Genomic DNA, 26161 nt, shown 5'->3' on the forward strand with positions numbered 1-26161 from the left:
CATTTAAAACGAAAATAGTATTCTAAACGTAACACAAACAAACCATTTTCAAAATACAGTATATTTCCGTAAAATTGCAGTCGAATACCATTGGATACATGGAAACAAAAAAAGAATTGATACGAGAAAAGCTTCAGTTACCAAATCAAGGCAAAAAATTATTGCTGCATTCATGTTGCGCGCCATGTGCTGGTGAAGTAATGGAAGCATTAATTGCTTCAGATATTGAATTCACAATTTACTTCTATAACCCAAACATTCATCCCCGCAAAGAATATGATATTCGCAAAGAAGAAAACATCCGGTTTGCGGAGAAGCACAACATACCTTTTATTGACGCTGACTACGATGTAGATCATTGGTTTGAATTAGCAAAAGGAATGGAAAATGAGCCAGAAAAAGGAATAAGATGCACAATGTGCTTTGATATGCGTTTTGAAAAAACAGCAGAGTATGCTGCTGCAAATGGATTCGATGTGATATCCAGCTCATTAGGTATTTCACGATGGAAGAACATGGACCAAATTAATGATTGCGGTGTTCGTGCGGCATCCCGCCATTTAGACATGGATTATTGGACTTTAAATTGGCGTAAAAAAGGTGGTGGAGCACGCATGTTGGAGATTAGCAAGAGAGAGAGATTTTACATGCAAGAGTACTGTGGCTGTGCGTATTCACTTCGAGATAGTAACAAATGGCGCATGGCAAATGGGCGTGAAAAAATAGAATTAGGCGTCAAATACTATGGCGATGAGGAATAATTATTTCACAAAATAATTGCATTCTAAAATAATAAACATTAATTTTGCAGGCTCAAATACAAGATTGTGAAGTATCTAAAACAATATAGAATCCCCTTTTCGGGACTTGCAGCAGGAAAACACGATTTTGAGTTTGAGATAAACGACAAGTTCTTTGACTGCTACGAGCATTCATTAGTAAAGAAAGGAAATCTTACAAGCAATGTCTCTCTTCAAAAACAAGAGACGATGTTGATAGTCAATTTCACGATTGATGGTACGATAAAATTAAATTGCGATGTTTGCTTAACTGAATTCGATGCTCCAGTATCATTTCAAGAGAGACTAATTGTCAAATTTGTAAATGAGGAATGGGACAGCGAAACTGATGAGGTTATCATTTTAAATAAAACTGATCACGAATTAGATATTGCAAATTTGCTTTATGAATATATAAATGTTCAAGTTCCATATTATGCAAAATGTACGGAACAAGGCATTAATATCTCTTGTGACCCTGAAATGTTAGCCAAAATCAACATAGAAGAAAAGTCGGATATAGAGGAAGAAAAAATTGACCCACGTTGGGCCGCATTAAAGAATATTAAAAACAATTAACAAAACATAATACGAGATGGCACATCCAAAACGTAAAACTTCGAAATCAAGAAGAGACAAAAGAAGAACGCACTATAAGGCTGAAAAACCTACATTGACAGTATGTAAAGAAACTGGTGCTGTACACGTACCGCACAAAGCGTACGAGGTTGATGGCAACTTATTTTACAACGGTAAATTAATCGTTGAGAGAGCAGCAGCTGTCTAAAAATATCTTTATACAAAACATCCCAAAATGAGCAAAAAAATAGTTTTTTTTGCTTTACTTTGGGATGTTTTTGCGTATTATTGAAGTAGAAAAATAATAACGGATGAAGATAGGATTAGACGTTCTAGGAGGGGATTATGCCCCAAAATCAACTATACTAGGTGCTATTGAAGCACAAAAAAGTCTTTCTAATGAGCAACGTATTGTGTTGTTTGGTCATGAGGAAGAAACAAGAAAAGCCATAGAGGAGGCTGGAGCGAACTCATCATTATTTGATTATGTGCATGCTCCAGATGTTATCTCTATGCACGAACACCCTACAAAAGCTATCACACAAAAGCCCAATTCAAGTATCGCAAAAGGATTTGAATTACTAAAGAATGGCGAGATAGATTCTTTTTCATCAGCAGGAAACACTGGTGCAATGTTAGTCGGTGCGATGTTTAGTGTTAAAACTATTCCAGGTGTATTGCGCCCAGCTATTGCAACCAATGTACCTAAACTTAAGGAAGGATTCGGTATACTTTTGGACGTAGGTGCTAATGCAGACTGCAAACCAGAGATGCTTAATCAATTTGCTATGTTAGGAAGTTTGTATGCTGAATATGTATATGGTATTCAAAATCCAAAAGTCGGCTTAGTAAACATTGGAGAAGAAGAAGAAAAAGGAAACACGCTAACAATCTCGACCTATCCCCTGCTAAAATCAAATTCTAAAATTAACTTTATTGGCAACGCTGAAGGACGCGACTTATTTACAGATCATGCTGACGTATACGTATGTGACGGATACACAGGTAATGTGGTCTTAAAATTGGCTGAATCATTCTATGTTGTTACTTTGAAAAAAGGCTTTAAAGATGAGTTTTTTGATAGGTTTAACTATGAGCAATACGGAGGTAGTCCAATCTTAGGTGTAAATGCACCGGTATTAATTGGACATGGAATCTCTACTCCTACTGCTATTAAAAACATGATATTACTATCTAAAGGTATGATCGAATCGAAATTTATCGATAAGATGAAAACTGCTTTTAACTAACATTATATGTCTAAAATTCACGCAGCTATTACGGCGGTAAATGGATACGTTCCTGATTATGTTCTAACGAACAAAGAATTAGAAACTATGGTGGATACGAACGACGAATGGATTGTCTCTCGTACTGGTATTAAGGAACGCCGTATATTAAAAGGAGAAGGATTAGCGACCTCAGATCTTGCCGTTCCTGCGGTAAAAGGTCTTTTAGAAAAAAGAGGTATTACTGCAGAAGAGATCGACTTAATTATTTTCTGCACAAGTACACCTGATATGTTATTCCCAGCAACAGCAAATATTTTAGCTGACAAAATTGGCGCTAAAAACGCTTGGGGTTACGATTTACAAGCTGCTTGTTCTGGATTTTTATTTGGTCTTACTACAGGCTCACAATTTATTGAATCTGGTAAACATAAAAAAGTATTAGTTGTAGGTGGAGACAAAATGTCTTCGGTAGTTAACTACAGTGACAGAAATACATGTATCCTATTTGGTGATGGTTGTGGAGCGGTGCTATTGGAGCCAAACGAAGAAGGAAATGGTATTCAAGATGCCATTTTAAAAACTGACGGATCAGGAGGTCAATTCTTAAACATCAAAGGTGGAGGTTCTTTGAACCCAGCATCACACGAAACCATCGAAGCTGGATTACATTACGCATACCAAGAAGGACGTACTGTATTCAAATTTGCGGTAACTAATATGGCAAATGTTGCAGCTGAAGTAATGGAGCGCAATAATTTGACCGCTGATGACGTAGCATGGTTAGTACCACATCAAGCGAACAAACGTATCATTGATGCGACAGCTGAACGCGCTGGACTGCCTGAAGATAAAGTAATGGTGAATATCCATAAATATGGAAATACAACAAGTGGTACCATTCCATTGTGTTTATGGGAATGGGAAAGTAAACTAAAGAAAGGTGACAATTTGATATTGGCAGCTTTTGGAGGAGGATTCACTTGGGGTTCAGTATATTTAAAATGGGCTTATTAAGCTAAGTCATTTTTTTACTATATTTATCGACTAATTTTTAATAAATAATTAACAATTTGAAAAAACCTACTAGCATGAGTATGGACATTAAACAGATTCAAGACTTGATCAGATTCGTTTCTAAATCAGGTGTGAATGAAGTATCGATTGAAGAAAAAGATTTCAAAATCACAATAAAGACAAATCAAGAGCCTACGTACGTAACAGCAAGTGTTCCTACACCTCTACCAGTTGCAGCACCCGTTCAAGCAGCTCCGGCAGCAGCAGTACCTTCTGCTACTCCAGCAGCAACACCGGCTTCAGATGACTCTAAATACATTACAGTAAAATCACCTATGATAGGTACATTTTATCGCTCGCCAGGACCAGATAAAGCTTCTTTTGTAAATGTAGGAGATGAGATTTCTTCAGGTAAAGTTTTATGTATCATTGAGGCAATGAAATTATTCAATGAAATTGAATCTGAGGTTTCTGGTAAAATCGTTAAAATATTAGTGAACGACGCACAACCAGTTGAATACGATCAACCATTATTCTTAGTTGATCCTAACTAAAATCTTTAGCTGCCATCGTGCAGCTTTTTGAATTTAAAAAGATACTACATTAAAGGTAGTTCGATTGGTGTATTTATAATTCATTATGTTTAAAAAAATATTAATAGCAAATAGAGGAGAGATCGCTCTACGTATCATTCGCACTTGTCGCGAGATGGGTATAAAGAGTGTGGCGGTATATTCAACTGCAGATAAAGACAGTCTTCATGTAAGATTTGCAGATGAAGCAGTATGTATTGGTCCTCCTGCAAGTAAAGATTCTTATTTAAATATTCCAAATATAATTTCAGCTGCAGAACTTACTAATGCAGATGCTATTCACCCTGGATATGGTTTCCTTTCTGAAAATGCTAAATTTTCAGCTATTTGTGCAGAATACGGTATCAAATTTATCGGTGCTACAGCAGAGCAAATAGAGAAAATGGGAGACAAGGCATCAGCTAAAAACACTATGAAAATAGCTGGAGTGCCTACTGTACCTGGTTCGGATGGTTTAGTGCCTGATGTAAAAACAGGTATAAAATTAGCTAACGAAATTGGTTACCCTGTTATTATCAAAGCTACTGCTGGTGGTGGTGGTCGTGGTATGCGAATCATTTGGAAAGACGAAGATTTTGAACCTAACTGGGATTCAGCACGTCAAGAATCTGCCGCTGCTTTTGGCAACGATGGTATTTATTTAGAGAAATACGTAGAAGAACCTCGTCATATTGAGATCCAAGTAATTGGTGATCAATACGGCAAAGTATGTCACCTATCTGAACGTGACTGTTCTATCCAACGTCGTCACCAAAAATTAATAGAAGAGGCACCTTCTCCATTTATTACGCCAGAATTACGCGCTAAAATGGGGGAAGCGGCTATCAAAGGAGCAAGTGCTGTAAACTATGAAGGAGCTGGTACTATTGAGTTTTTAGTAGACAAACACCGCAACTTCTACTTTATGGAAATGAATACGCGTATTCAAGTAGAGCATCCGGTAACGGAAGAGGTTATCAATTTTGATTTAATCAAAGAACAAATTAAAGTTGCTGCAGGTATTCCTATTTCAGGAAAAAGCTATGAACCTACAATGCATGCAATAGAATGCCGTATCAATGCTGAAGATCCATTCAACAATTTCCGTCCTTCACCAGGAAAAATCACTAATTTTCACTCTCCAGGAGGTCATGGGGTACGTGTAGATACACACGTATATGCTGGATATACTATTCCACCAAACTATGACTCTATGATTGCTAAATTGATCACTGTCGCTCAAACACGCGAGGAGGCAATTGCAACAATGGAAAGAGCATTAAGCGAATTTGTAATCGAAGGTGTGAAAACGACTATTCCTCTTCATCTAAGATTAATGCGTGATCCAAATTTTAGAGCAGGTAATTTTACAACAAAATTCATGGAAACTTTTGACCTTTCGGAGTATCCGGAAGAAGACGAAGCGTAAAAATTTTGTTTTGATATCTAATTAATACCATTCTTATCTCAAAGAATGGTATTTTTGTTTTAGTTACTTAAAATCGATTATGTCAAATAAAAAACTTATTGAGGCGATAAAAAACAAGGGTAAAACTTTAGAATCAGAAATGTCATTCTTCGAACACTTAGAAGTGCTCAGATGGCATATCATCAGATCGGTAATTGCCATTATCATATTTGCACTATTATCATTCACTTTCTATGACTTTGTATTCAATCAAATCATCATGGGACCTAAAAATCTTGATTTTTGGACCTATAGAATGATGTGTAAAGTGGGTGACTTAATGAATTTGAATGGCTTTTGTGTAGAGAAAATACCGTTCAACATCATCAATACTGAATTGGCTGGTCAATTTATGTTACAAATCAATTCATGTTTGTTGATGGCTGTGGCATTAGGATTTCCGTACTTATTATTTGAGGTGTGGTTATTTGTCAAACCAGCACTGACAGATATAGAACGCAAATCTGCAAGTGGCTTTGTTTTTTATGCGACTATACTATTTGTCTTAGGAGCACTGTTTGGGTATTATATCGTTGTTCCCTTATCAGTAAACTTCCTATCCAATGTATCACTAAGTGCCGAAATCACAAATCAAATTACAATTGATTCTTATTTATCGACTATAGCGACATTGACTTTAGGTTGTGGTATCATCTTTTTGTTACCAATCTTAATCTTCATTTTATCCAAATTGGGATTAATGACACCACAATTTATGCGTGCGAGTAGACGTTATGCGGTTGTCATTATATTGATTATTGCGGCAATTATTACACCAACAGCTGACATAATTACTTTGTTGACGGTAAGTGCGCCAATGTTCATTTTGTACGAATTGAGTATTTCAGTATCAGCCAGCGTGCAACGAAAAAGAGAATTAAAAGAGAAAGAATTTTATAATAACTAATATATATTACTATGAAAATTGCAATTGGAAGCGACCACGCTGGGTTTGAATACAAAACTACATTAGTAGATTATTTAAAAGAACTAGGTCATGAAGTGAGTGATTTTGGACCAGCAACAGGTGATTCAGTTGATTATCCAGATTATGCTCATCCCGTAGCTTCATCGGTAGAGAATAAAGAAAATGAATTAGGTATTTTAGTTTGTGGAAGTGCCAATGGTGTAGCTATCACAGCGAACAAGCATCAAGGTATTCGTGCTGCAATCGCTTGGCAAAATGAAATAGCAGCATTAGCGCGTCAACATAATAATGCAAATGTTTTATGTATTCCTGCTCGATTTATTGATATAGAATTGGCAAAAAAAATTACGAACACGTTCATCACAACAGATTTTGAAGGTGGAAGACACGCTACACGTGTTAATAAAATTTCATGTTCTTAAAAAGATATTATGAAAAGAATCTTATCATTACTATTTATTCTTCCACTTGGGTACAGCTGCTCGGTAGCTCAAAATTCATCCAAGTACGCTAATGTTATAACAGAAGAATCTTCTAAAAATCATTTGATCATACTTGCTAGTAAAGATTTCGCGGGTAGAGGTACGAATCAAGAAGGAGGGGAAAAAACGGCTAAATATATAGCTGATCAATTTAAATCTTTCGGATTGAAACCTTTGGCTAATGGATCCTACTATCAACCAGTTTCACTAGTACAGGTTTCGTATAAAGTTGATCAGTTTAAACTTGCTAATAAAGAATTTGTATATGGTAAAGATTTTTATGTACAAGGTGACAATACCTCTGCTACTTTCAATGCAGATGATATCGTATTTGTTGGCTATGGTATTCAAGATGAGAAGTTCAATGAATTAAAAAATATTGATATCTCTGGTAAAGTTATTCTGATTATCAATGAAAGCGAACCAGTAGATGCACAGGGTAATTCGATTATCACAGGTACACGTACAAAATCTACTTGGGCAACAAGCAGATTTAAAAGACTTCAAGAGTTGACTAAGCTAAATCCTAAATTAATATTAGCTGCCGGCTCTCAAAATGAAGAGATGATCAAACGTATGAACAACCGTGGTATGATGGGGCGTGTAGCTCTTGACAAAGGGAATTCAAACCTTGATCAACGTGTATCGACTCCTATCGTACACATTGGTAACGCTATTACTGATCAGTTATTAGGATCAATTAATACTAATTTAGTTAAATTCAAATCTGTAACATCCACTACCCCTATTCCAGCAAAAATCATAAAATCTTCATTGAACGCTTCAATGGGTGTTAAAAATGAAAAATTTACAGATCCAAATGTAATCGGATACTTAGAAGGAACTGATTTAAAAGATGAAGTAATCGTCGTATGTGGACACTGGGATCATGACGGTATTTTACCTGATGGAACATTTTTCCCTGGTGCAGATGACAATGGATCTGGAACTGTAGGAGTAGTTGAAATAGCCAAAGCGTTTTCACAAGCTAAAAAAGACGGTAAAGGATCTCGTCGCAGTATTCTTTTCATTGGCCTAGCAGCTGAAGAAAAGGGATTACTAGGTTCTGAATATTATGTTGAGAATCCTATTTTCCCTTTGACAAAAACAGTTGCATGTATCAATATTGATATGATTGGACGTATAGACGACAAGCATTTGAATGGAGATCACAACTATATTCACGTAATTGGTGTTAATAAATTAAGTACGGATTTGAAACCAATCGTAGAGAAAGCGAATTCAGATATCAAAATGAAATTAGACTATGACTACGATCATCCGGAAGAACCAATGCGTTTGTATTACCGTTCGGATCATTATAACTTCGCTAAAAATGGTATTCCGTCATTGTTCTTCTTCTCAGGTTTACATCCGCACTACCACACACCAGAAGATACTGTTGACAAAATAGACTTCCCTATGATGGTAAAACGTGAAAAATTAATTTTCAATGTTACATGGGAAATTGCAAATAGAGATAAAAAGCCTGTGGTAGATATGCCATTAGAAGATGCAAAAGGTACTGGTCGATAATTCCTTCCACCTTCCTTAAAATAAAAATCCCGTTTTTCACTTATGTGAAAACGGGATTTTTATTTTATTCACAATTATATTTGGAAATATAAAAAAGTATATATTTATTTGTAGTGTATTAGATAACTAATACACTACAAAACGTTATAAACAATGATACATATTAAGAACCTTAACTACTATTACAAAAAAAACAAGCCCATTCTCCAAAATGTCTCCTCAAACTTGGAAACTGGAAAAATATACGGGTTACTAGGATTAAATGGTGAAGGAAAAACAACTTTCCTTAAACTCATTGCTGGGATACTATTCCCAAGGGAAGGAAATATAGCACTTGAACAGCTAAAAAGCACTTCACGTACTAAAGAATTTCACGCGCAAATCTATTTCCTACCTGATCAGCCGCTATCCTATTCACTAAATATTGATAAATACGTATCAATTTACAGCTCCTTTTACGAGAACTTTTCATTGGACTTTTTTTATCAATCATTACAAGATTTACACATTGATCGTAATAACTCAATAAATTCAATGTCTTTGGGGCAACAAAAGAAATTATTTTTAGCCTTTGCTTTAGCTGCAAACACCAAATATCTATTGCTAGATGAACCTACAAATGGATTGGATATTCCAAGCAAAGCTATTGTTCGAAAACTATTAGCTAAATCAATTGACGAGAATAAAATAATACTAATATCTACACATTTGGTAAAAGATGTAGAAAACCTTTTGGATCATCTCCTTATTCTTAAAGATTGCGAGCTTGTATTTGACATGAGCACCATCGACATATCAAATAAATACAAATTCCAATATACAACCGAAAGCATTACTGAAGCCTTATATCAGGAAACTTCCTTGGCTAACTACAAGACTATAACCGAAAATGTACTTCAAGAAGAAAGTCTTATCGATTTAGAAGTATTATTTAATGCTGTGCAACAAAATAAATTATAAATCATGGAAATCTCACTAAAAAACACGCTACGTTCAATCAGAGAAATCTGTCAAGGATCTAGCAATATTTCTATACAACAAATATTACTTCGTACCTTTCTCATTCTTCTAGCTTATTTATTTATAAGTAGTAAAGAGGTAATAGTATTATTAGTTGGACTTAAAAATTCTTCAACCTTCAAATCTGAGATGGATTATCTGACTTTTTTAGAAAACCTAAGGATTGACGAATTAACGATTCTTGTCCCTATCATTTGTACTTTAACATTTATTATCTCCTCATCGGTTTATTATAGAAGAAGTAGTCAACTACAGATGCTCCCGATCTCTCCTATAGAAAAGATTATCTCCTATATCGTTGTTATTGTGGGTATCACCATTATAAGTCTTTTATTCAATTACGGACTACAATATATTATCGTATATAGTTTACAAAAAATATATCAACCGGAATTAATAGTCATGCAAGAAAAAATAGGTGAACTATACAAGACTATCAGTCAAGACTATATTCTATCAACAAATTATTCTATTCGTGTATCTCCTTATTCTGTACTACTAATATCTTTAGTAGCAAACCTATTCATTCTTGTATCGAATCTACTATTTCGAAAGTTTGGTATAATTAAGGGAATTTTGCTAGTAATTTCTGTAGCTGTAGTAGCCGCACTTGTCCATAGAACGATTCTAATGACTGCCGGTACTAGTATAGATATTAACATAGCATACGATATTGTATATTTTATCTACCTGCCTATAATGATAAGTTGTATGATTTTGAGCTTCTATTTTTTACTAAAAGAAAGGGAAGGTTAAATATGGATTTTAACTCAAATAAACCCATTTATCTTCAAATTGTGGAATATGTATACGAGCGCATACTACAATTGGAATGGAAAGAAGATCATAAAGTAATTTCAGTTAGAGATCTAGCCACTGAATTAGAAGTGAATCCAAATACAGTAATGCGGGCTTATGAAAAATTGCAAAACGATAATATCATTTATAACAAAAGAGGTATTGGTTTTTTTGTGGTATTAGAAGCGGCAACATTAATCAAAAATCTACGTAAAGAATCTTTCATCCAAAATGAATTAAAAAACGATTTGTACAGAGCCAAATTGCTTGGTATCACACAAGAAGAAATTATCAACATCTATAATCAAGACTAATATGAAAACCTATTATATTTTCGTAGCAATACCATTAATATTAACATTCCTAGTACTAGGAATCCCACAATTCACAGGGAGAGTATTTGTAAATAATCACATAGAAGCTAAGCCTTCAGATTGGTTGTCTGCACTTATTCTTAAAACTGAAAAGGCTCCCGAATTACCTAAACAACATGAAATTTCAAGTGAAATTAAGGTTATTAAAATAATCGGAAATAGTAACCAGATGTCTTTTAATAATCATTTCAGATTTGAAAAACCAGCCCCACAATTAGAAACATTTTCAATTAATGAATCTGCCAACATAAAAATCAGAACTGTACAAGACACCTTATTTATTGAACAAGACAAAGGAGATTTTTATACATCAATTGTATTTTTTCTTAAAGACATTAATAGGTCTATAATATTTCAAAATATTAAAAATGGAACTGTTCATAATTATGTATCAAATAATTACAAACTAACTTTTGATAATTGTTCAGAGCTGACTTTAGCTTATGTTAAAGATTTATTAGGACCAATAGATGTTAATAATGGATCATCTATAAATATTTTTTCATGTAACCTTAATAAATTAGATCTGAATATTGATAATAGTATGGTTAATGTTGATCAAATTAATAACATTGATAGCCTAAATGCGAATTTAACAGGAAAGTCAAATATTAAAATTAGAAATGTAAATCATAATCGCTTTTATGTTGAAAACCAAGAACAAGCTTTGAAGAACTCCAAAATAAATATTTATCCAACTGGAAACCTTTCGTATTACAACTTAAATAAATAATAAAAAGCAAGATTCTAAGAATCTTGCTTTTTATTATTTATTTACTTGAATCGTATCGCGATAAATAGTATTAAACTTTTCATCTTGATATTCTAGAAAATAGCGGTTAGGTAATAGCTTAAGTGTTATTTTATCAGTTTTTTCTTTTCCATCAAGAATATGGAAATAATTAATACCCGTCTCGGTTTCATATTCCGCAAATACCTTTAACAATACTTTTTCTTTCCTTTTTTGAATAGGTTGTGGCACTGAAATTTCAAGAGCAACTCCTTGATCCGTTAGATTCTCAGCAATGACCCAATTATTACGATACTGTTGTTGTGTTGAATCTTGCAGGTTCACCGTATTAATATAGGCTAAGTAATCCAATTTACAAAAGCGACAATCAAGATGAAGTTCACTACTGATATAATATACCAAACTCAACATTTTATTATTGTTTTCAAATGGAATTAGTACATGACGAACATCCAATCTCCCAATTTCCAAGTCCTTTTGAAAATAATATTGCTTCTTATTAACCTCTTTCCTTTCAAATCCAACATTATTTGGAAGGTTAGTTTCATGAAATAGCGCAATCAAATGATAATTGGGTTTTGAATTTGGCACTGCTGAAAATAGAATATTTATTCCCTTGGCCTTTATACCTAATTTCTTCAAAACTTCCTTGTCCATTGGATAAAAATCTTTCAAACGAACACCATCATTTCCTCCTCGATAAGGATAAAAATTCATATACGTCCAGACATTCATCTTCAATGTAGGATTAAAATATTCATCCACATCATCCACGAATACACTTTCCTTTGCAAACTTGTAAGAAGAGCAAGAAACAGATATAACAACTATTACCAACAGGTAAAAAAGGAATTGATAAACTTGTCTAATCATCCCACACCTAATTAACATCACTGATTAAAGAAGGGATGATTTATCAAAAACTCCTCTCTTTAAACTTGTTGTAATATTTCCCTTATTAAACTCGACAACTAGCGCATAAGATACTTCCACCTTTTGTCCATCAATGATTCCTGGAGCCCATTTACCATAGTCATTAATCACCTGAGTAGCATCTGAAATTACCTCTGGAACGATTTGAAAAGTTACATAAGATGATTTGGATTGAACAGTTCTTGGTTTACCATCTTTATCGACAATAAATCTATGGAGAAATTTATTTTTCTTATTTTTATCTAGACCTGATGGATACTTTAAATTTGATTGTAAATATTTATGAAAAGCAGTCACACCTCCTTTTGGTTCAGGTATGATCTCTACACGAGTATAGTCTTCAATGATTTTACCCGATCGATCAAATTTTATCCAAATACTTCCTTCTGATTTCACTTTTTGACCATCAACAACTGCCGGAATCCATTCCGATATTTTTATATGATTAGATAATTCTGTTATGAATTCAATACCTAAATCCGATTTACCTCCGTTTGGCTTGATAATTCCATCGGGAGCTACTTCAAATTTCAGATAAACATATGGATCAACATCTTTGCTATTGAGAGCTCTAGGAAGCTTAAAATTATCATTTATTCTTTTTCGAAGCTGATTATATCCTAAAGCAGGTTCTGCTCTTGGTAGTTTCTCTTTTACTTCACCCATATCCGTCAAATCCAAACGAATTGGTAATTCAAATGCATAACGTACTTTACGACCATTCTGTATAGCCGGTAACCATTTGGGAGATTTTTTTAGAACATTTACAGCTGCTTCTCCCGTTCCATGACCTAAATCTTCTAAAATTTTAATATCCGACAACGAGCCATCTTTTTCGACTACAAAGGTAGTTCTTATCGTACCTTTATCCCCTGCATCAATTGCGGCTTGAGGATATATATAATTATCACCTATCCACTTACGAAAAGCATTCAAACCTCCCTTAGGCTCTGGATTTATCTCTGTTGTTACAAAAACTTCATCCCCCCCTTCTTTAATCGTATCATTAGCCACAATTTGACTAACTGGGTTAACAGAGTCTAATTGATTCGGCTGAACTGTAGTAGGATTTACTGTATTTAATGAAATATCAGATGATGGTAATTTCACATCCTCTATCTTTGATTCAACCTTTGCTACGACACTTTTAGCCCTAGAGGTATTAAATACTATAGTTGATAAGCCTACAACCAGCACGGATGGAATAATCCCCAAATACAAAAAACGCTTATTTTTTGATGATTTATTTTTGAATAACATCATAATTCTTTTCTTTAAAAATGATTGATTGGAAAACTCATGCACCAGCACATTATGCGGTACTTTCATCGCATGAGCCACTAATAACTCGGCATAAGCTACTTTATCTTCCGAACTCAATTCATCCGCTATACATTCATGTTGGAATTTGATTTCCTTTGCCATACTGTACACTACAGGATTAAACCAATTCAACGCTTTGAACACTTCCATAAATAGCACATCATAACTGTGTCCTTGTTCCATGTGAATTTCCTCATGACGTTCAATACTTTGATAGGACTTAACTTCCCCTCCTAAAAACATCTTATTAAAAAAAGAGAAACCCAAAAAAGGCGCGTCACTTTTGAACATTTTATGTACATGCCACAGTCTCCACAGTATAATTCCAACACTCACAATCAATCCCACAATATAGAGCCATTTCAACACATCGACCAAATACAAAGAAGAAGTCTGTTGTGCATACACTATAGGTATATCAATAAATTCATGTACATTGATCATAGGAATGATGATATCATCTTCAAAAAAAGAAGATAAATCTATAAATATTCCTATCGGAATCAATAGTGCGATAAAAGTAGTACTGAGCAAATAAACTCGATTCCATTGGAAAAAAGTTAATTTCCTGAAGCTGAAATAGTATAAGCTATAACTTATGATGACAGCTATATTGACTAATAGCAGATAGATTATCATAACGAAAGTTTATAAGTAGTTTATAATTTTATTTGTGCTTATTGATAATGCTCAAAATATCATCCAGATCTTTGACATCCAATTTGTTTTCTTCCAAAAAGAAAGAAAGCATCTGTTTGGGTGAATTTTCAAAATAGCCACTCAGCAGTTTGTCGGCAACTACCTTCTTGTAGTCTTCTTTGCTGATCGCTGGAATATATTTATGACTCTTACCATAAGCCTCGTGATTCACAAAACCCTTGGTCTCAAGAATACGAATTATCGTAGAAACAGTATTGTATGCAGGCTTTGGTTCGGGTAATCGGTCAATCACTTCTTTTACGAAGCCTCCTCCCATCTCCCACAATTCGTGCATGATTTGCTCTTCCGCCTTTGTCAATTCTTTGATTTCGTCCATAACTCTGTTTATAAAAATAAATTGGCACGTCTGCCTATAATCGATTACTAAAACTAAACTATAACTAATTTTTTAGTTATACAACTATTTTTTTAGTTTTCATAAAAAAAGGCCCCATTACATCACTAAGTAATAAAGCCTTAAGCTTATTTGTAACAAAAAGTTTAAAAATATTAATCCATTTTCCACCTTCGGTTAGACTTTTTCTCGCCATGTTTTGTTTTTCGATCTAGGCGAGCAAGGATTTTCGAACGAGGTATTTTTGTTGGAATACGCTTTTTATCGACTTTCAAAGCTTGATTAACTAAACTAAGTAATTTCTCAAAAGCTATATCTTTATTAGCCAATTGACTACGGCTTTCAGAAGCATCAATTTGAAGCATTCCTTCAGATTGTAGTCTATTAAAAAGTTTTGTCCCTAAAATAAACTTTTGATTTTCATTCAGTAATTGAGAGTTTTCAAAATCCCAAAGCAAAGAAACCTTCGTTTCGACTTTATTTACATTTTGCCCACCAGCGCCCGATGAACGCGCTGTTTTATATTTTATTTCTTTCTTTAAACCCTCAGAATCAACTATCATAACATAAAGATTACGTTTTTATTGCAAAACGAATGTAAAACCTTCCTTACCTTTGCTTGTTATAAAATTATAAATAAATCTTCATGAAGATAGGAATTGTTTGTTATCCAACGTTTGGAGGATCTGGTGTCGTAGCGACAGAATTAGGTAAAGGCTTGGCTTCTAAAGGACACGAAGTACATTTTATCACCTACAATAAACCTGCTCGATTGGATTTCTTTTTAGAGAACCTATATTACCATGAAGTATCCATTTCTCAATATCCCCTATTTGATTTTCCACCTTACGAATCCGCTTTAGCAAGTAAATTGGTAGATGTTGTGCGCTTTGTTGAGCTGGATGTACTTCATGTACATTACGCTATTCCGCATGCCTCTGCTGCATATTTAGCAAAGCAAATTTTAAAAACCTACGGGATTAATATTCCAGTAGTGACGACATTGCACGGCACAGATATTACCCTGGTCGGAAAAGACAAAACATTCAAACCAGTTGTTACATTCTCCATCAATGAATCAGACGGTGTGACGACAGTTTCCGAAAATTTAAAAAGCCAGACCTTAGAGTCTTTCGATATTACGAGAGACATTAAAGTTATACCAAACTTCATTGATCTTACACGTTTTGTGAGTAAAAATAGAGAACATTTCAAAAAAGCGATAGCTCCAGGAAATGAACGTATATTGGTACACACCTCTAATTTTCGCAAAGTGAAAAACACACAAGATGTAGTACGTATTTTTCACAAAGTCTCACAAACCATTCCTAGTAAATTATTAATGGTGGGTGATGGCCCAGAACGCAGTAATGCAGAAGAATTGTCTCGTCAATTGGGTATTTCGAATTCAGTCCGTTTTTTGGGTAAGCAAGATGCAGTTGAAGAGATCTTATCTGTTTCGGATTTGTTCTTAATGCCATCGTCTTCCGAAAGCTTTGGACTGGCGGCATTAGAAGCAATGGCTTGTCGAGTTCCTGTTATCTCCACCAATATTGGCGGACTTCCTGAATTAAATGAGCAAGGAATCACGGGTTTTCTGAGTGATGTAGGTGACATTGATGAGATGGCAAAAAACGCCATTTACATTTTAGAAGATTGCGATAGACTAGAAGAATTCAAGCAAGCAGCTTACGATCATGCACGAAAATTTGAAATTAGTCAGATTTTACCGTTGTATGAAGAATATTATCAACAGGCGATCACAAATTCAAAAAAATAAAACAAATACTTATACTGCCTTAGATAGCAGCAAAAAAGTTATATCTTTGTCTTTTGGAAGTCTTCCAAAGAAAAAACTATATGAAATATAAACGTATCCTACTAAAACTTAGCGGCGAAGCCCTAATGGGTGAGCAAAATTATGGTATCGACATTAATCGCGTAGCTCAATACGCTAACGATATCAAAGAAATTCATTCTCAAGGTTTAGAAATAGCAATTGTCATTGGAGGTGGAAATATCTACCGTGGACTTAGTGCTGAAAAAGCGGGTATGGATAGAGTCCAAGCCGATTATATGGGCATGTTAGCCACTGTAATCAACAGCATGGCTTTGCAAGATGCATTAGAAAAAGTAGGATTGAAAACAAGATTGCTAACGGCTATCAAAATGGAACAAATTTGTGAACCATTCATTCGCCGTAGAGCAGTTAGACATTTAGAAAAAGGAAGAATTGTAATCTTCGGTGCAGGTACAGGTAATCCTTACTTCACTACTGATACAGCTGCTTCTTTGCGTGCTATTGAAATCAATGCGGACGCTGTATTAAAAGGAACACGTGTAGATGGTATCTATACAGCTGATCCTGAAAAAGATCCAACGGCAACTAAATTTGAACATATTTCATTCAATGAAGTATACCAAAAGGGATTAAATGTAATGGATATGACAGCATTTACATTATGTCAAGAAAATAACCTTCCTATTATTGTATTTGATATGAACAAACCTGGTAATTTGAGAAAATTAGCTGATGGTGAGCATATTGGTACTGTTGTAAGTTAAGTATTTAACATAAAAACATATGAACGAACTGATTTCTATAGAATTGGACGACTGCAAAGAAAAAATGACTAAAGCAGTCGCACATACCGAGTCAGAACTAACAAAAATTCGTGCTGGTAAAGCTACACCATCTATGTTAGATGGAATTCATGTAGATTACTACGGTTCTGCAACTCCGCTTTCTCAAGTCGCTAATGTGAACACAACTGATGCTCGTACATTGGTAATTCAACCTTGGGAAAAAAACATGTTAGGAACAATTGAAAAAGCAATTATTGATTCCAACATTGGTCTAAATCCACAAAATGATGGTGTCGTAATTCGCTTAGCAATTCCTGCTCTTACAGAAGAAAGAAGACGTGACTTAGTGAAAAAAGCCAAAGAAGAAACGGAAAAAGGTCGTGTAGCTGTTCGCAACATCCGTAAAGATGTAAATGAGTCTATCAAAAAATTGAAAAATGATGGCGCATCTGAGGATGAAATCAAAGTTGGTGAAGCAGAAGTTCAAAAATTAACAGATGCTTACATTGCTAAAGTTGATCAATTAGCTGAATTGAAAGAAAAAGATATTATGACAGTATAAGTCTACTATTTCTTTATATAACCAAAGGGCTTCCATGTATAATGGAAGCCCTTTGATTTAAAGTTAAAATTATTATATTTATACAACATTATAAATAAATTATGGAAAGCTTTATTCATTCAGCATGGTCAATTCTTAATATACCAGCTTTCGTTTTTGCTACATATTTACTAATAATCTAGATTAGAAATCAACTAATACAACCATATAAACATGCAAAACTCAAGAAGACATTTTTTAAAACAGGCAGGAATAGGCGCTTTAGGTGCTTATTTTGGTTCCTCTTTACTTTCTGCTTGTCAAACGGCCAACAAAGCTATTTCAGCAACAGGGCCACTTCAAAACATTGGTTTACAAATTTATTCATTACGTGATTTATTAAATCAAGACCCCAAGCTTACTTTAGAAACTGTTGCCAAAATAGGCTATACCAATATCGAAACATTTGGTGTAGACGTGTCTAATAACACATTTTGGGGAGTAAAAGTTCCTGAATTAAAAAAAATACTTTCAGATAACGGACTATCAACTTTTAGCGGACACTATGATCTAAGTAAATATCTTGATCGCAATAATAATGACAAAGAAAGCATTGAGAAGTACGTAGAAATAGCAGCTGAATTAGGCCAACACTACGTCATCGCGCCTGTCAATCCTATGCATGATCTAAATAATCTTAAAGTAGAAGACTACCAATACGCAGCTGAACAACTAAATAAAGCTGGTGAAATCGCTAAAAAATCTGGGCTAAAAATAGGGTACCACAATCACTTTTGGGAATTCAGACAATTTGCAAATAACACAAGAGGTTTAGATATTATGTTAGCTTTTACAGAAAAAGATCTCGTAGCATTTGAATTGGATTTGTATTGGATTGAAAAAGCTGGATTAAACCCTATCTCTTATATTGACAAATATCCAGGAAGGTTTGAAATGTGGCATGTGAAGGACATGGACAAACAATTTACGAATCCTGTTATTGGCGAAAAATACGATCATGCACCTTTAGATTCGATTTTTAAAGAAGTTCGCTATACGGAGCTAGGAACTGGAAATATTGATTTTGTTAATATTGCAAAAGCTGCTCAAAAATCAGGCTTAGTACACGCTTTCGTCGAACAAGATGACATCTATATGCCAAACAAATTTGAGAGTGTTAAAAAAAGTTACGATTACGTACAGAAATATTTAGCCAAATAAAAAAGGGACTTAAAAGTCCCTTTTTTATTTGGCTAAATATTTCTAATCCACACTCAATTATACATCATTATTGCTCATCAACTTTTAAGTCTTATCTAAAAATGATTATCAAAGGACAATATATGTAAACATTGCTATCACATTAAGATATAATTTTGATTTAATACCTAAACCATAATAACATATCTAATGATGAAATATTTGATAGCAACTTTAATATCCTTTCTAATTGCACTTCACGGTTCTGCTCAGAGCTTTAAAATAGACAGCTTACAATATCAAGGTAGTAGTGAAAACATTGTTAATCTTGTCATATTAGGAGATGGATACACAGCTGATGAAATAGTTTATTTTCAAGAAGATGCAAAAAGATTTACAGAGTATTTTTTTAAAACAGAGCCTTTTAGTCAATACATTAACTATTTTAACGTATTTGCTATTAACACCATTTCGGAGGAATCTGGCGCAACACATACTTGTACTGCTAGTGACTGTCCAAAAGTGCACCACAACGAAGAAAATCTACACCCAAGATTTAACCAATTTCCCACACGAATAGCAGTACCAGAAATATCTCCAAATACAATTTTTGGAAGTAGTTTTGATAATGCAGGAATTCATAGACTCGTAGTCCCACAAAAAGGAGATAAAATCGAAGAAGTACTTGAAAATCATATTCCAAATTATACACAAGTTGTTATTCTTGTAAACTCACCCTATTATGGTGGATCTGGTGGGAAATATGCCACAGCAACGGTAAATTTTAAAAGTAATGAAATCGCCGTACATGAAATAGGGCATTCCTTTGCTCACCTGGGCGATGAATACTGGGCAGGAAATCAATATGCTACTGAAGGACCAAACAGAACACAGGAAGCTGATCCCAAAAAAGTTTCGTGGAGCCATTGGATTGGTACAAACGGCATTGGTGTATATTCTTACGGAGCAAAAGACTCTAGAGCAAAATGGTTTAGACCACATGAATTTTGTAAAATGCAATACTTAGTCGCTCCGTTTTGTAGTGTTTGTCAAGAAGTATTTGTACAAACTATTCACAACAAATCAAACCCTATAACTAGAGTATTTCCAAAAGCAGACCAAATTGTGGATGTTAAAGATGCAAATAAATTTGGGGTAAACATTTTAAAACCTAGCCCGAACACGATGCGTGTAAGATGGTATTTAAATGGAAAAATATTAACACACAATCAAGACTCGATATATCTCAATAAAGGTATTTTACAAAAAGGTATCAATACACTTAAAGTAGAGGTAAAAGATACAACATTGCTCGTTCGAAATCCAAACCACCAACCAGATGGCTTTAGCAAAACCTGGCAAATTAATGCCGAAAAAGATTTTGAACTAGATCCAGTTGTTTCTACATGGGGAGATACTTTAGAAACTTGTTTCAATGGCTATCAAGCCTTAACTGTAAAAAATCCACAATCCGGAATTATATACAAGTGGTATGAATCTGAAAAAAGCAGGAAACCGATAGCTACAGGATCAAATTGGGTTACACCGAGGCTTAAAAAAGACAATACATATTTTGTCTCGGCACATTATAAGAAAAAATCATCCGTTAAAAAACCTATACATATTAAACTATTAGCAGAAATTGAGAGACCTACCGATATAAATGTGGCTCTAAGCAATGGTAAATACAAGATAACGGTGAACCAAGATTTATTAAAAAAGTATAAGTTGATTTGGGATATCGGAGGTAAAAAATCACCTTTGAGAGGTCAATCGAGAGCTGAAATCGAAATCCCTATGGATGAAGCACCAAATTCAATCTATTTGGAATTAATAGACAAGGTGTCTACATGTAAAAGCGATAGCTTTGAAATCAAACTTAAATAGTTAGCATAGCTAAATAAAAAAGGGACTTTAAAGTCCCTTTTTTATTTAGCTAAAATTTCATATTCTCTACTTCAGAGGCTGTTTCTTCCACCTTTTCTTTCAATACTTTTTTGAAAGCTAAAAGATTAGAGGCTACTTGTTCATCATTTGTACCAATAATTTGTGCAGCTAAGATACCCGCATTTTTTGCTGCATTCAACGCTACAGTTGCTACAGGAATACCATTAGGCATTTGTAATATAGACAAAACCGAATCCCAACCATCAATAGAATTAGATGATTTAACAGGAACACCAATGACAGGCAAATGCGTAATAGAAGCTACCATACCTGGTAAATGGGCAGCCCCACCAGCTCCTGCAATAATCACTTTTAAACCACGGTCAGCAGCAGTTTCAGCATACTCAAACATACGATGTGGTGTACGGTGAGCAGACACAATTGTTACTTCAAATGACACACCTAATTCTTTTAAAACATCTACAGCATCTTGCATCACAGGAAGATCTGATTTACTTCCCATAATGATGCCTACTTGCACGGATTGTGAATTCATATACTTTTAAGCAATTACTTTTAATATTTCTTGTACTTTGCGCGCATTGCTAATCGCCAATTCTCTATCAGCATTCACAATACACACATGCCCCATTTTACGGAAAGGTTTTGTATATTTTTTACCATATAGATGAATGTAAACCCCATCCATACGCAACACCTCTTCTACCCCTTCATATTTTGCCAATCCTTCGTAACCCTCTTCTCCTAATAAATTAATCATCACTGCATTTGATCGCGCGGAAGTATCACCTAAAGGAAGATTAAATATAGCGCGCATATGTTGTGCAAATTGCGATGTAAAGTTACCTTCAATCGTTTGATGACCTGAATTATGTGGACGTGGAGCCAATTCATTAACCAAAATTTCTCCTTGTTTCGTTAAGAACATTTCCACAGCCAACAGACCTACAATCTGTAAGTCATTAGCGATTTTTTTCGCCAATTCTTCTGCTTGTTGCTGAATTTCGAAACTATACGTAGAGGGTGAAATCAAGAACTCTACCAAATTAGCTTCTGGATTGAATTCCATTTCAACCATAGGGAAAGTTTTCACTTCACCTTTATCATTTCGAGCGACGATAACTGCAATTTCTTTTTCAAAATCAACAATTTCTTCAATTATCGATGGCTCAGTAAATGCTTTAGACAAATCATCTTCCGTACGAATCATTTTCACTCCTTTACCATCATAACCATCTTTACGTAACTTCTGTACGTAAGGAATAGATAAATTGGCGGTTTTCAATGAATCCACATTCGATATAAACTGAAATGCTGAAGTAGGTATATCATTTTGTTTAAAGAATTGCTTTTGCAATCCTTTATCTTGAATCAAACGAATTACGCGAGATTGTGGATACACAATTACTCCCTCTTCCTCTAATTTCTCCAAAGCATCCACATTTACTTTCTCGATTTCGATAGTAATCACATCTAAATCTTTACCAAAATTGTAAACAGTATCGTAATCACTCAATGAGCCACATTCGAAATGATTGCACAACTTGCGACACGGAGCATTTTTATCCGGATCAAGTATATGCACATTTACGTTGTAATTGATAGCTTCTTGGATAAACATACGGCCCAGTTGACCACCACCAAGAATACCTAACTGCAACTCACCATAAAAATCTTTTGCCATATTATATTTTAACTATTAACAGTTTCTTCAAAATACTTATCGTGAAAAATTTGTTCCTTTTCTATTTTCTTTTGTAATTCTAAAAATGCACCAATCAAAGCTTCTGGACGTGGAGGACATCCTTGCACATACACATCCACTGGAATAATCTTGTCAACACCTTTCACGACATGGTATCCATGTTGCCAATAAGGTCCACCACAATTAGAACATGACCCCATTGAAATCACGTAACGTGGTTCTGGCATTTGTTCATACAAGCGTTTGATACGATCTGCCATTTTAAAAGTCACTGTACCTGCAATGATCATGACATCAGATTGTCTAGGTGAAGGCCTTGGGAAAACGCCAAATCGATCTAAATCGTACGTAGAAGCCATTGCTCCCATCATCTCAATCGCACAACATGCAATACCAAAACTCATAGGCCACATCGACGATAAACGAGCCCAATTTAATAAATCATCTATTTTAGCGACAATAACACCATCTGATTTAAGTTGTTGTTCTAGATTTGTCATGCGTTTGGTTTTTTTATTCTAAGCTTGAATCCTAATGAAACTTTAGGTTGTACCTCTACTTTTTCAGTAATGACTGTACTAACATCAACAGATTTATAATCTTTAATGTGATACTGCTTTTTATTTAGAGCTTCATATGCACGCAATGGAATTCCTGTATCAACTGATGGTATAGTATGTTTTGGTCTTACCCAATCTAAATCTCCTCGTACCCAAACATATACTAAACCTAGAATTAAAATACCTAAGAATATCCCCATTTCAATCAACGTAAACCATCCCCATCTACTGTCTGCAGCAATTAATTCAGCCTGCCCAAAGACGGTAGCCCAAGGGAAAACAAAAATTAGCTCTACATCAAATAAAAGGAACACTAATGCGATAACGTAAAATCTAGGATTGAACTGCACCCAAGAACTTCCCGTGGTTTCTTCACCACACTCATAAGTACTTAACTTGATTGGATTAGGTTTATTAGGCGCTAAAAGCTTAGACATAAACATCGTCACACAGACCAAAAGAATACCTACAACTCCTATTAAGAGAATAGATCCATACTCAGATAACTGTGTGGGATGATCGTCCATATTACAAAATTAACAATTAATTCTTTAGCTCTAAAATTAAGGAACAAAATTCATTTATAAAAAGAAATCCAAGCCATAAAGCTCGGATTCAATATATTTAATAATTCTATATCTTATTAAAATGGTTTCCCTGGCATTTTAGGCATATTACGCATCATCTTAGCCGCCATAGCTGGATTTGACATTTGCTTCATAACCTTACGCATATCCATAAATTGCTTTAATAATTTATTTACCTCATCAAGATTTGTTCCTGACCCTTTTGCAATACGATTTCTACGACGTTGATCAATAGCATCAGGATTCTCACGCTCAAATGGCGTCATAGAATCAATAATTGCTTCAATAGGCTTGAAGGCATCGTCCTCAATTTCAACATCTTTAAGAGCTTTACCAGCTCCTGGAATCATTCCAATCAAATCTTTCATGTTACCCATTTTCTTGATTTGTTGGATTTGAGAGCGAAAATCGTTGAAGTCAAATTTATTTTTGCGAATTTTCTTTTGTAGTTCTGCAGCTTGTTTCTCATCAAATTGTTGCTGAGCACGCTCCACTAAGGAAACCACATCACCCATACCCAAAATACGGGAAGCCATACGATCTGGATAGAATACATCCAACGCCTCCATCTTCTCACCCGTACCAATAAATTTAATTGGTTTGTTAACGACAGATTTAATAGACAAAGCAGCTCCACCACGCGTATCACCATCTAATTTGGTTAATACTACACCGGTAAAATCCAAACGATCATTAAACGTTTTGGCGGTATTTACCGCATCTTGACCTGTCATAGAATCCACTACAAAAAGAATTTCGTGTGGCTGAGTTACCTCTTTTACGGCTGTGATCTCATTCATCAACGCTTCGTCAATAGCCAAACGACCAGCCGTATCGATGATGATTACATTATTTCCATTTCTTTTACCTTCCTCTACCCCTGCTTTCGCGATTGCGATTGGATCAGTAGAATTACGATCTGTATACACAGGAACGCCAACTTGACCACCTAAAATTTCTAATTGGTCAATAGCCGCAGGACGATACACGTCACCCGCAACTAATAGTGGTTTCTTACCTTTAGTGTTTTTTAAATAATTAGCTAATTTACCTGTGAAAGTTGTTTTACCAGCTCCATTCAAACCAGCAATTAAGATAACTGTAGGATTTTTTGATAAATCAAGATCAGTTACTGTTCCTCCCATCAATTCCGTTAACTCATCGTTCATGATTTTAGTTAACAACTGACCTGGAGAAATACTTGTCAATACGTTTTCCCCTAAAGCTTTTTGTTTTACATCATCAGTGAAACTTTTGGCAGTTTTATAATTCACATCGGCATCCAATAATGCCTTGCGAATTTCCTTCATTGTCTCTGCGACGTTGATTTCTGTAATATTTCCTTGTCCTTTTAATACTTTAAAGGCTCTATCTAATTTATCCTGAAGATTTGAAAACATAGTTAATCTTTTGAAATTCTTATGCTAAGCCGCAAAGTTACAAAATTGAACTGAAAGCATATCCATACAAAATGTAAAAGCAACAAAAAAGGAGATAAATATTTTATCTCCTTCATGTATTATTATTTTAATTCGATTAATCTCTTCTTCCCAATAACATCTGTGCATAGTACAATAATGTAACCAATGCAGATAATGCAGCTATTACATAAGTCATTGCAGCCCATTTTAACGCATCTTTGGCTCCATCATGCTCTTCGCGACCGTGTGTGATATTAGCTGTTTCTAACCAAGCTAAAGCACGCTTAGACGCATCAAACTCCACAGGCAAAGTCACAAAACTGAACACTGTCGTAACTGCTAAAGCCGCTACACCGATTTGCAATAATAATAAATTATTGGAAAATATTGCGAGCATCACACCAATCATCAAAGTGAATTGAACGACACGCGAAGCAACATTCACCATAGGAACCATTGCCGAACGGAATTGTAACCAAGAGTATGCTGTAGCGTGTTGAATCGCATGTCCACATTCGTGTGCAGAAACTGCAGCAGCAGCTACGCTCCTACCGTGATAAACTTCTGGACTCAAATTGACTGTACGATCCGCTGGATTATAGTGATCTGTTAATTGACCTTCAACAGAAATAATTTTCACATCGTATATGTCACTATCATGAAGCATTTTTTGCGCAATTTCAGCTCCAGAAAGTCCTGAAGAAAGCGGCATTTCTGAATACTTCTTAAACTTATTCTTGAACCTCCATTGGACAATCATACTGATAATTCCAATCCCTATTAGTAATACCCAAATTCCCATATCTTATT

At 34.8% G+C, this 26161-nt stretch carries 29 protein-coding genes; 19 read left to right on the plus strand and 10 right to left on the minus strand.

Annotated elements, in window-relative coordinates:
• The first annotated feature begins 74 nt into the window (after positions 1-74).
• The 14 genes from IPZ78_RS04940 to IPZ78_RS05005 all read left to right on the plus strand — a co-directional run bounded on the left by IPZ78_RS04940 (position 75) and on the right by IPZ78_RS05005 (position 11515).
• On the plus strand, positions 75-761 hold the full coding sequence (locus tag IPZ78_RS04940; protein WP_225551873.1) for an epoxyqueuosine reductase QueH: 687 nt from the start codon (positions 75-77) through the stop codon (positions 759-761).
• Positions 762-827: 66 nt separating this feature from the next.
• Positions 828-1358, plus strand: a complete 531-nt coding sequence (locus IPZ78_RS04945; RefSeq protein ID WP_225551875.1) for a YceD family protein — start codon at positions 828-830, stop codon at positions 1356-1358.
• A 16-nt stretch (positions 1359-1374) separates the two neighbouring features.
• Positions 1375-1566, plus strand: coding sequence for a 50S ribosomal protein L32 (rpmF, locus tag IPZ78_RS04950; RefSeq protein ID WP_225551876.1), 192 nt, complete (start codon positions 1375-1377; stop codon positions 1564-1566).
• Between the two features lie 103 nt (positions 1567-1669).
• Positions 1670-2608: a phosphate acyltransferase PlsX gene (plsX, locus tag IPZ78_RS04955; RefSeq protein WP_225551878.1), complete on the plus strand. Its 939-nt coding sequence runs from the start codon at positions 1670-1672 to the stop codon at positions 2606-2608.
• A gap of 6 nt (positions 2609-2614) precedes the next feature.
• Complete coding sequence (locus tag IPZ78_RS04960; RefSeq protein ID WP_225551879.1) at positions 2615-3604, plus strand: beta-ketoacyl-ACP synthase III; 990 nt, start codon at positions 2615-2617, stop codon at positions 3602-3604.
• Between the two features lie 74 nt (positions 3605-3678).
• The gene (gene accB / locus IPZ78_RS04965) at positions 3679-4158 is read left to right on the plus strand and encodes an acetyl-CoA carboxylase biotin carboxyl carrier protein (protein ID WP_225551881.1); all 480 of its coding nucleotides are present in this window, start codon (positions 3679-3681) and stop codon (positions 4156-4158) included.
• An 85-nt stretch (positions 4159-4243) separates the two neighbouring features.
• Complete coding sequence (gene accC / locus IPZ78_RS04970; RefSeq protein ID WP_225551883.1) at positions 4244-5605, plus strand: acetyl-CoA carboxylase biotin carboxylase subunit; 1362 nt, start codon at positions 4244-4246, stop codon at positions 5603-5605.
• 79 nt (positions 5606-5684) lie between these two features.
• Positions 5685-6551 carry a twin-arginine translocase subunit TatC gene (gene tatC, locus IPZ78_RS04975; RefSeq protein WP_225551884.1) on the plus strand — a complete coding sequence of 289 codons (867 nt, stop codon included), beginning with the start codon at positions 5685-5687 and terminating at the stop codon, positions 6549-6551.
• An 11-nt stretch (positions 6552-6562) separates the two neighbouring features.
• Complete coding sequence (rpiB, locus tag IPZ78_RS04980; RefSeq protein ID WP_225551886.1) at positions 6563-6994, plus strand: ribose 5-phosphate isomerase B; 432 nt, start codon at positions 6563-6565, stop codon at positions 6992-6994.
• Between the two features lie 9 nt (positions 6995-7003).
• Complete coding sequence (locus IPZ78_RS04985) at positions 7004-8590, plus strand: M28 family peptidase (RefSeq protein WP_225551888.1); 1587 nt, start codon at positions 7004-7006, stop codon at positions 8588-8590.
• 153 nt (positions 8591-8743) lie between these two features.
• Positions 8744-9550 (plus strand): ATP-binding cassette domain-containing protein, encoded by an 807-nt coding sequence (locus tag IPZ78_RS04990; protein ID WP_225551890.1) that lies wholly within the window; start codon positions 8744-8746, stop codon positions 9548-9550.
• A 3-nt stretch (positions 9551-9553) separates the two neighbouring features.
• Entirely contained in the window at positions 9554-10366 is an 813-nt protein-coding gene (locus IPZ78_RS04995) for a hypothetical protein (RefSeq protein ID WP_225551892.1), read from the plus strand.
• Positions 10367-10368: 2 nt separating this feature from the next.
• On the plus strand, positions 10369-10722 hold the full coding sequence (locus tag IPZ78_RS05000) for a GntR family transcriptional regulator (RefSeq protein ID WP_225551893.1): 354 nt from the start codon (positions 10369-10371) through the stop codon (positions 10720-10722).
• A 1-nt stretch (position 10723) separates the two neighbouring features.
• On the plus strand, positions 10724-11515 hold the full coding sequence (locus IPZ78_RS05005) for a hypothetical protein (RefSeq protein WP_225551895.1): 792 nt from the start codon (positions 10724-10726) through the stop codon (positions 11513-11515).
• 33 nt (positions 11516-11548) lie between these two features.
• Here IPZ78_RS05005 and IPZ78_RS05010 read toward each other — a convergent pair whose 3' ends face one another.
• The 4 genes from IPZ78_RS05010 to arfB form a co-directional block, all read right to left on the minus strand.
• Positions 11549-12406, minus strand: a complete 858-nt coding sequence (locus IPZ78_RS05010) for a hypothetical protein (protein WP_225551896.1) — start codon at positions 12404-12406, stop codon at positions 11549-11551.
• 24 nt (positions 12407-12430) lie between these two features.
• Positions 12431-14428: an energy transducer TonB gene (locus IPZ78_RS05015; RefSeq protein ID WP_225551898.1), complete on the minus strand. Its 1998-nt coding sequence runs from the start codon at positions 14426-14428 to the stop codon at positions 12431-12433.
• A 28-nt stretch (positions 14429-14456) separates the two neighbouring features.
• Positions 14457-14825, minus strand: coding sequence for a BlaI/MecI/CopY family transcriptional regulator (locus tag IPZ78_RS05020; RefSeq protein WP_225551899.1), 369 nt, complete (start codon positions 14823-14825; stop codon positions 14457-14459).
• A gap of 173 nt (positions 14826-14998) precedes the next feature.
• Complete coding sequence (gene arfB, locus IPZ78_RS05025) at positions 14999-15406, minus strand: alternative ribosome rescue aminoacyl-tRNA hydrolase ArfB (RefSeq protein ID WP_225551900.1); 408 nt, start codon at positions 15404-15406, stop codon at positions 14999-15001.
• An 83-nt stretch (positions 15407-15489) separates the two neighbouring features.
• On the opposite strand from arfB, the gene bshA reads away from it, so the two are divergent.
• From bshA to IPZ78_RS05050, 5 genes are all read left to right on the plus strand, one after another.
• Positions 15490-16623, plus strand: a complete 1134-nt coding sequence (gene bshA, locus IPZ78_RS05030) for an N-acetyl-alpha-D-glucosaminyl L-malate synthase BshA (protein ID WP_225551901.1) — start codon at positions 15490-15492, stop codon at positions 16621-16623.
• Positions 16624-16703: 80 nt separating this feature from the next.
• Positions 16704-17408, plus strand: coding sequence for a UMP kinase (gene pyrH / locus IPZ78_RS05035; RefSeq protein ID WP_225551902.1), 705 nt, complete (start codon positions 16704-16706; stop codon positions 17406-17408).
• A gap of 19 nt (positions 17409-17427) precedes the next feature.
• A complete protein-coding gene (gene frr, locus IPZ78_RS05040) occupies positions 17428-17991 on the plus strand; it encodes a ribosome recycling factor (RefSeq protein WP_225551903.1) in 564 nt (187 codons plus the stop codon).
• Between the two features lie 213 nt (positions 17992-18204).
• The gene (locus IPZ78_RS05045) at positions 18205-19191 is read left to right on the plus strand and encodes a sugar phosphate isomerase/epimerase family protein (protein ID WP_225551904.1); all 987 of its coding nucleotides are present in this window, start codon (positions 18205-18207) and stop codon (positions 19189-19191) included.
• Between the two features lie 189 nt (positions 19192-19380).
• Positions 19381-21057 carry a M64 family metallopeptidase gene (locus IPZ78_RS05050; RefSeq protein WP_225551905.1) on the plus strand — a complete coding sequence of 559 codons (1677 nt, stop codon included), beginning with the start codon at positions 19381-19383 and terminating at the stop codon, positions 21055-21057.
• Positions 21058-21106: 49 nt separating this feature from the next.
• On the opposite strand, the gene purE is transcribed toward IPZ78_RS05050, so the two are convergent.
• The 6 genes from purE to IPZ78_RS05080 form a co-directional block, all read right to left on the minus strand.
• A complete protein-coding gene (purE, locus tag IPZ78_RS05055) occupies positions 21107-21613 on the minus strand; it encodes a 5-(carboxyamino)imidazole ribonucleotide mutase (protein WP_225551906.1) in 507 nt (168 codons plus the stop codon).
• A 6-nt stretch (positions 21614-21619) separates the two neighbouring features.
• Entirely contained in the window at positions 21620-22762 is a 1143-nt protein-coding gene (locus IPZ78_RS05060) for a 5-(carboxyamino)imidazole ribonucleotide synthase (protein WP_225551907.1), read from the minus strand.
• Positions 22763-22770: 8 nt separating this feature from the next.
• Complete coding sequence (locus IPZ78_RS05065) at positions 22771-23283, minus strand: NADH-quinone oxidoreductase subunit B (RefSeq protein WP_225551908.1); 513 nt, start codon at positions 23281-23283, stop codon at positions 22771-22773.
• Complete coding sequence (locus IPZ78_RS05070) at positions 23280-23870, minus strand: NADH-quinone oxidoreductase subunit A (RefSeq protein ID WP_225551909.1); 591 nt, start codon at positions 23868-23870, stop codon at positions 23280-23282. The genes IPZ78_RS05065 and IPZ78_RS05070 overlap by 4 nt, the downstream gene beginning before the upstream one ends.
• A gap of 116 nt (positions 23871-23986) precedes the next feature.
• Complete coding sequence (gene ffh / locus IPZ78_RS05075) at positions 23987-25330, minus strand: signal recognition particle protein (protein ID WP_225551910.1); 1344 nt, start codon at positions 25328-25330, stop codon at positions 23987-23989.
• A gap of 136 nt (positions 25331-25466) precedes the next feature.
• Positions 25467-26153, minus strand: coding sequence for a zinc metallopeptidase (locus IPZ78_RS05080; protein WP_225551911.1), 687 nt, complete (start codon positions 26151-26153; stop codon positions 25467-25469).
• Between the last annotated feature and the right edge of the window lie 8 nt (positions 26154-26161).

It is taken from the genome of Sphingobacterium bovistauri (genome assembly GCF_020295405.1).
Classification (GTDB): domain Bacteria; phylum Bacteroidota; class Bacteroidia; order Sphingobacteriales; family Sphingobacteriaceae; genus Sphingobacterium; species Sphingobacterium bovistauri.

Bases quoted from the DNA above. Each gene is read 5' to 3' on its own strand.
- IPZ78_RS05060 (WP_225551907.1), bottom strand. From the start codon at position 22,762: ATGGCAAAAGATTTTTATGGTGAGTTGCAGTTAGGTATTCTTGGTGGT.
- IPZ78_RS04960 (WP_225551879.1), top strand. From the start codon at position 2,615: ATGTCTAAAATTCACGCAGCTATTACGGCGGTAAATGGATACGTTCCT.
- IPZ78_RS05020 (WP_225551899.1), bottom strand. From the start codon at position 14,825: ATGGACGAAATCAAAGAATTGACAAAGGCGGAAGAGCAAATCATGCAC.
- tatC (WP_225551884.1), top strand. From the start codon at position 5,685: ATGTCAAATAAAAAACTTATTGAGGCGATAAAAAACAAGGGTAAAACT.
- IPZ78_RS04985 (WP_225551888.1), top strand. From the start codon at position 7,004: ATGAAAAGAATCTTATCATTACTATTTATTCTTCCACTTGGGTACAGC.
- frr (WP_225551903.1), top strand. From the start codon at position 17,428: ATGAACGAACTGATTTCTATAGAATTGGACGACTGCAAAGAAAAAATG.
- IPZ78_RS05015 (WP_225551898.1), bottom strand. From the start codon at position 14,428: ATGATAATCTATCTGCTATTAGTCAATATAGCTGTCATCATAAGTTAT.
- pyrH (WP_225551902.1), top strand. From the start codon at position 16,704: ATGAAATATAAACGTATCCTACTAAAACTTAGCGGCGAAGCCCTAATG.
- IPZ78_RS05050 (WP_225551905.1), top strand. From the start codon at position 19,381: ATGATGAAATATTTGATAGCAACTTTAATATCCTTTCTAATTGCACTT.
- IPZ78_RS05005 (WP_225551895.1), top strand. From the start codon at position 10,724: ATGAAAACCTATTATATTTTCGTAGCAATACCATTAATATTAACATTC.
- arfB (WP_225551900.1), bottom strand. From the start codon at position 15,406: ATGATAGTTGATTCTGAGGGTTTAAAGAAAGAAATAAAATATAAAACA.
- purE (WP_225551906.1), bottom strand. From the start codon at position 21,613: ATGAATTCACAATCCGTGCAAGTAGGCATCATTATGGGAAGTAAATCA.
- plsX (WP_225551878.1), top strand. From the start codon at position 1,670: ATGAAGATAGGATTAGACGTTCTAGGAGGGGATTATGCCCCAAAATCA.
- IPZ78_RS04995 (WP_225551892.1), top strand. From the start codon at position 9,554: ATGGAAATCTCACTAAAAAACACGCTACGTTCAATCAGAGAAATCTGT.
- rpiB (WP_225551886.1), top strand. From the start codon at position 6,563: ATGAAAATTGCAATTGGAAGCGACCACGCTGGGTTTGAATACAAAACT.
- IPZ78_RS05070 (WP_225551909.1), bottom strand. From the start codon at position 23,870: ATGGACGATCATCCCACACAGTTATCTGAGTATGGATCTATTCTCTTA.
- ffh (WP_225551910.1), bottom strand. From the start codon at position 25,330: ATGTTTTCAAATCTTCAGGATAAATTAGATAGAGCCTTTAAAGTATTA.
- IPZ78_RS05000 (WP_225551893.1), top strand. From the start codon at position 10,369: ATGGATTTTAACTCAAATAAACCCATTTATCTTCAAATTGTGGAATAT.
- accC (WP_225551883.1), top strand. From the start codon at position 4,244: ATGTTTAAAAAAATATTAATAGCAAATAGAGGAGAGATCGCTCTACGT.
- IPZ78_RS05080 (WP_225551911.1), bottom strand. From the start codon at position 26,153: ATGGGAATTTGGGTATTACTAATAGGGATTGGAATTATCAGTATGATT.
- IPZ78_RS05045 (WP_225551904.1), top strand. From the start codon at position 18,205: ATGCAAAACTCAAGAAGACATTTTTTAAAACAGGCAGGAATAGGCGCT.
- accB (WP_225551881.1), top strand. From the start codon at position 3,679: ATGAGTATGGACATTAAACAGATTCAAGACTTGATCAGATTCGTTTCT.
- IPZ78_RS04990 (WP_225551890.1), top strand. From the start codon at position 8,744: ATGATACATATTAAGAACCTTAACTACTATTACAAAAAAAACAAGCCC.
- IPZ78_RS05010 (WP_225551896.1), bottom strand. From the start codon at position 12,406: ATGATTAGACAAGTTTATCAATTCCTTTTTTACCTGTTGGTAATAGTT.
- rpmF (WP_225551876.1), top strand. From the start codon at position 1,375: ATGGCACATCCAAAACGTAAAACTTCGAAATCAAGAAGAGACAAAAGA.
- IPZ78_RS05065 (WP_225551908.1), bottom strand. From the start codon at position 23,283: ATGACAAATCTAGAACAACAACTTAAATCAGATGGTGTTATTGTCGCT.
- bshA (WP_225551901.1), top strand. From the start codon at position 15,490: ATGAAGATAGGAATTGTTTGTTATCCAACGTTTGGAGGATCTGGTGTC.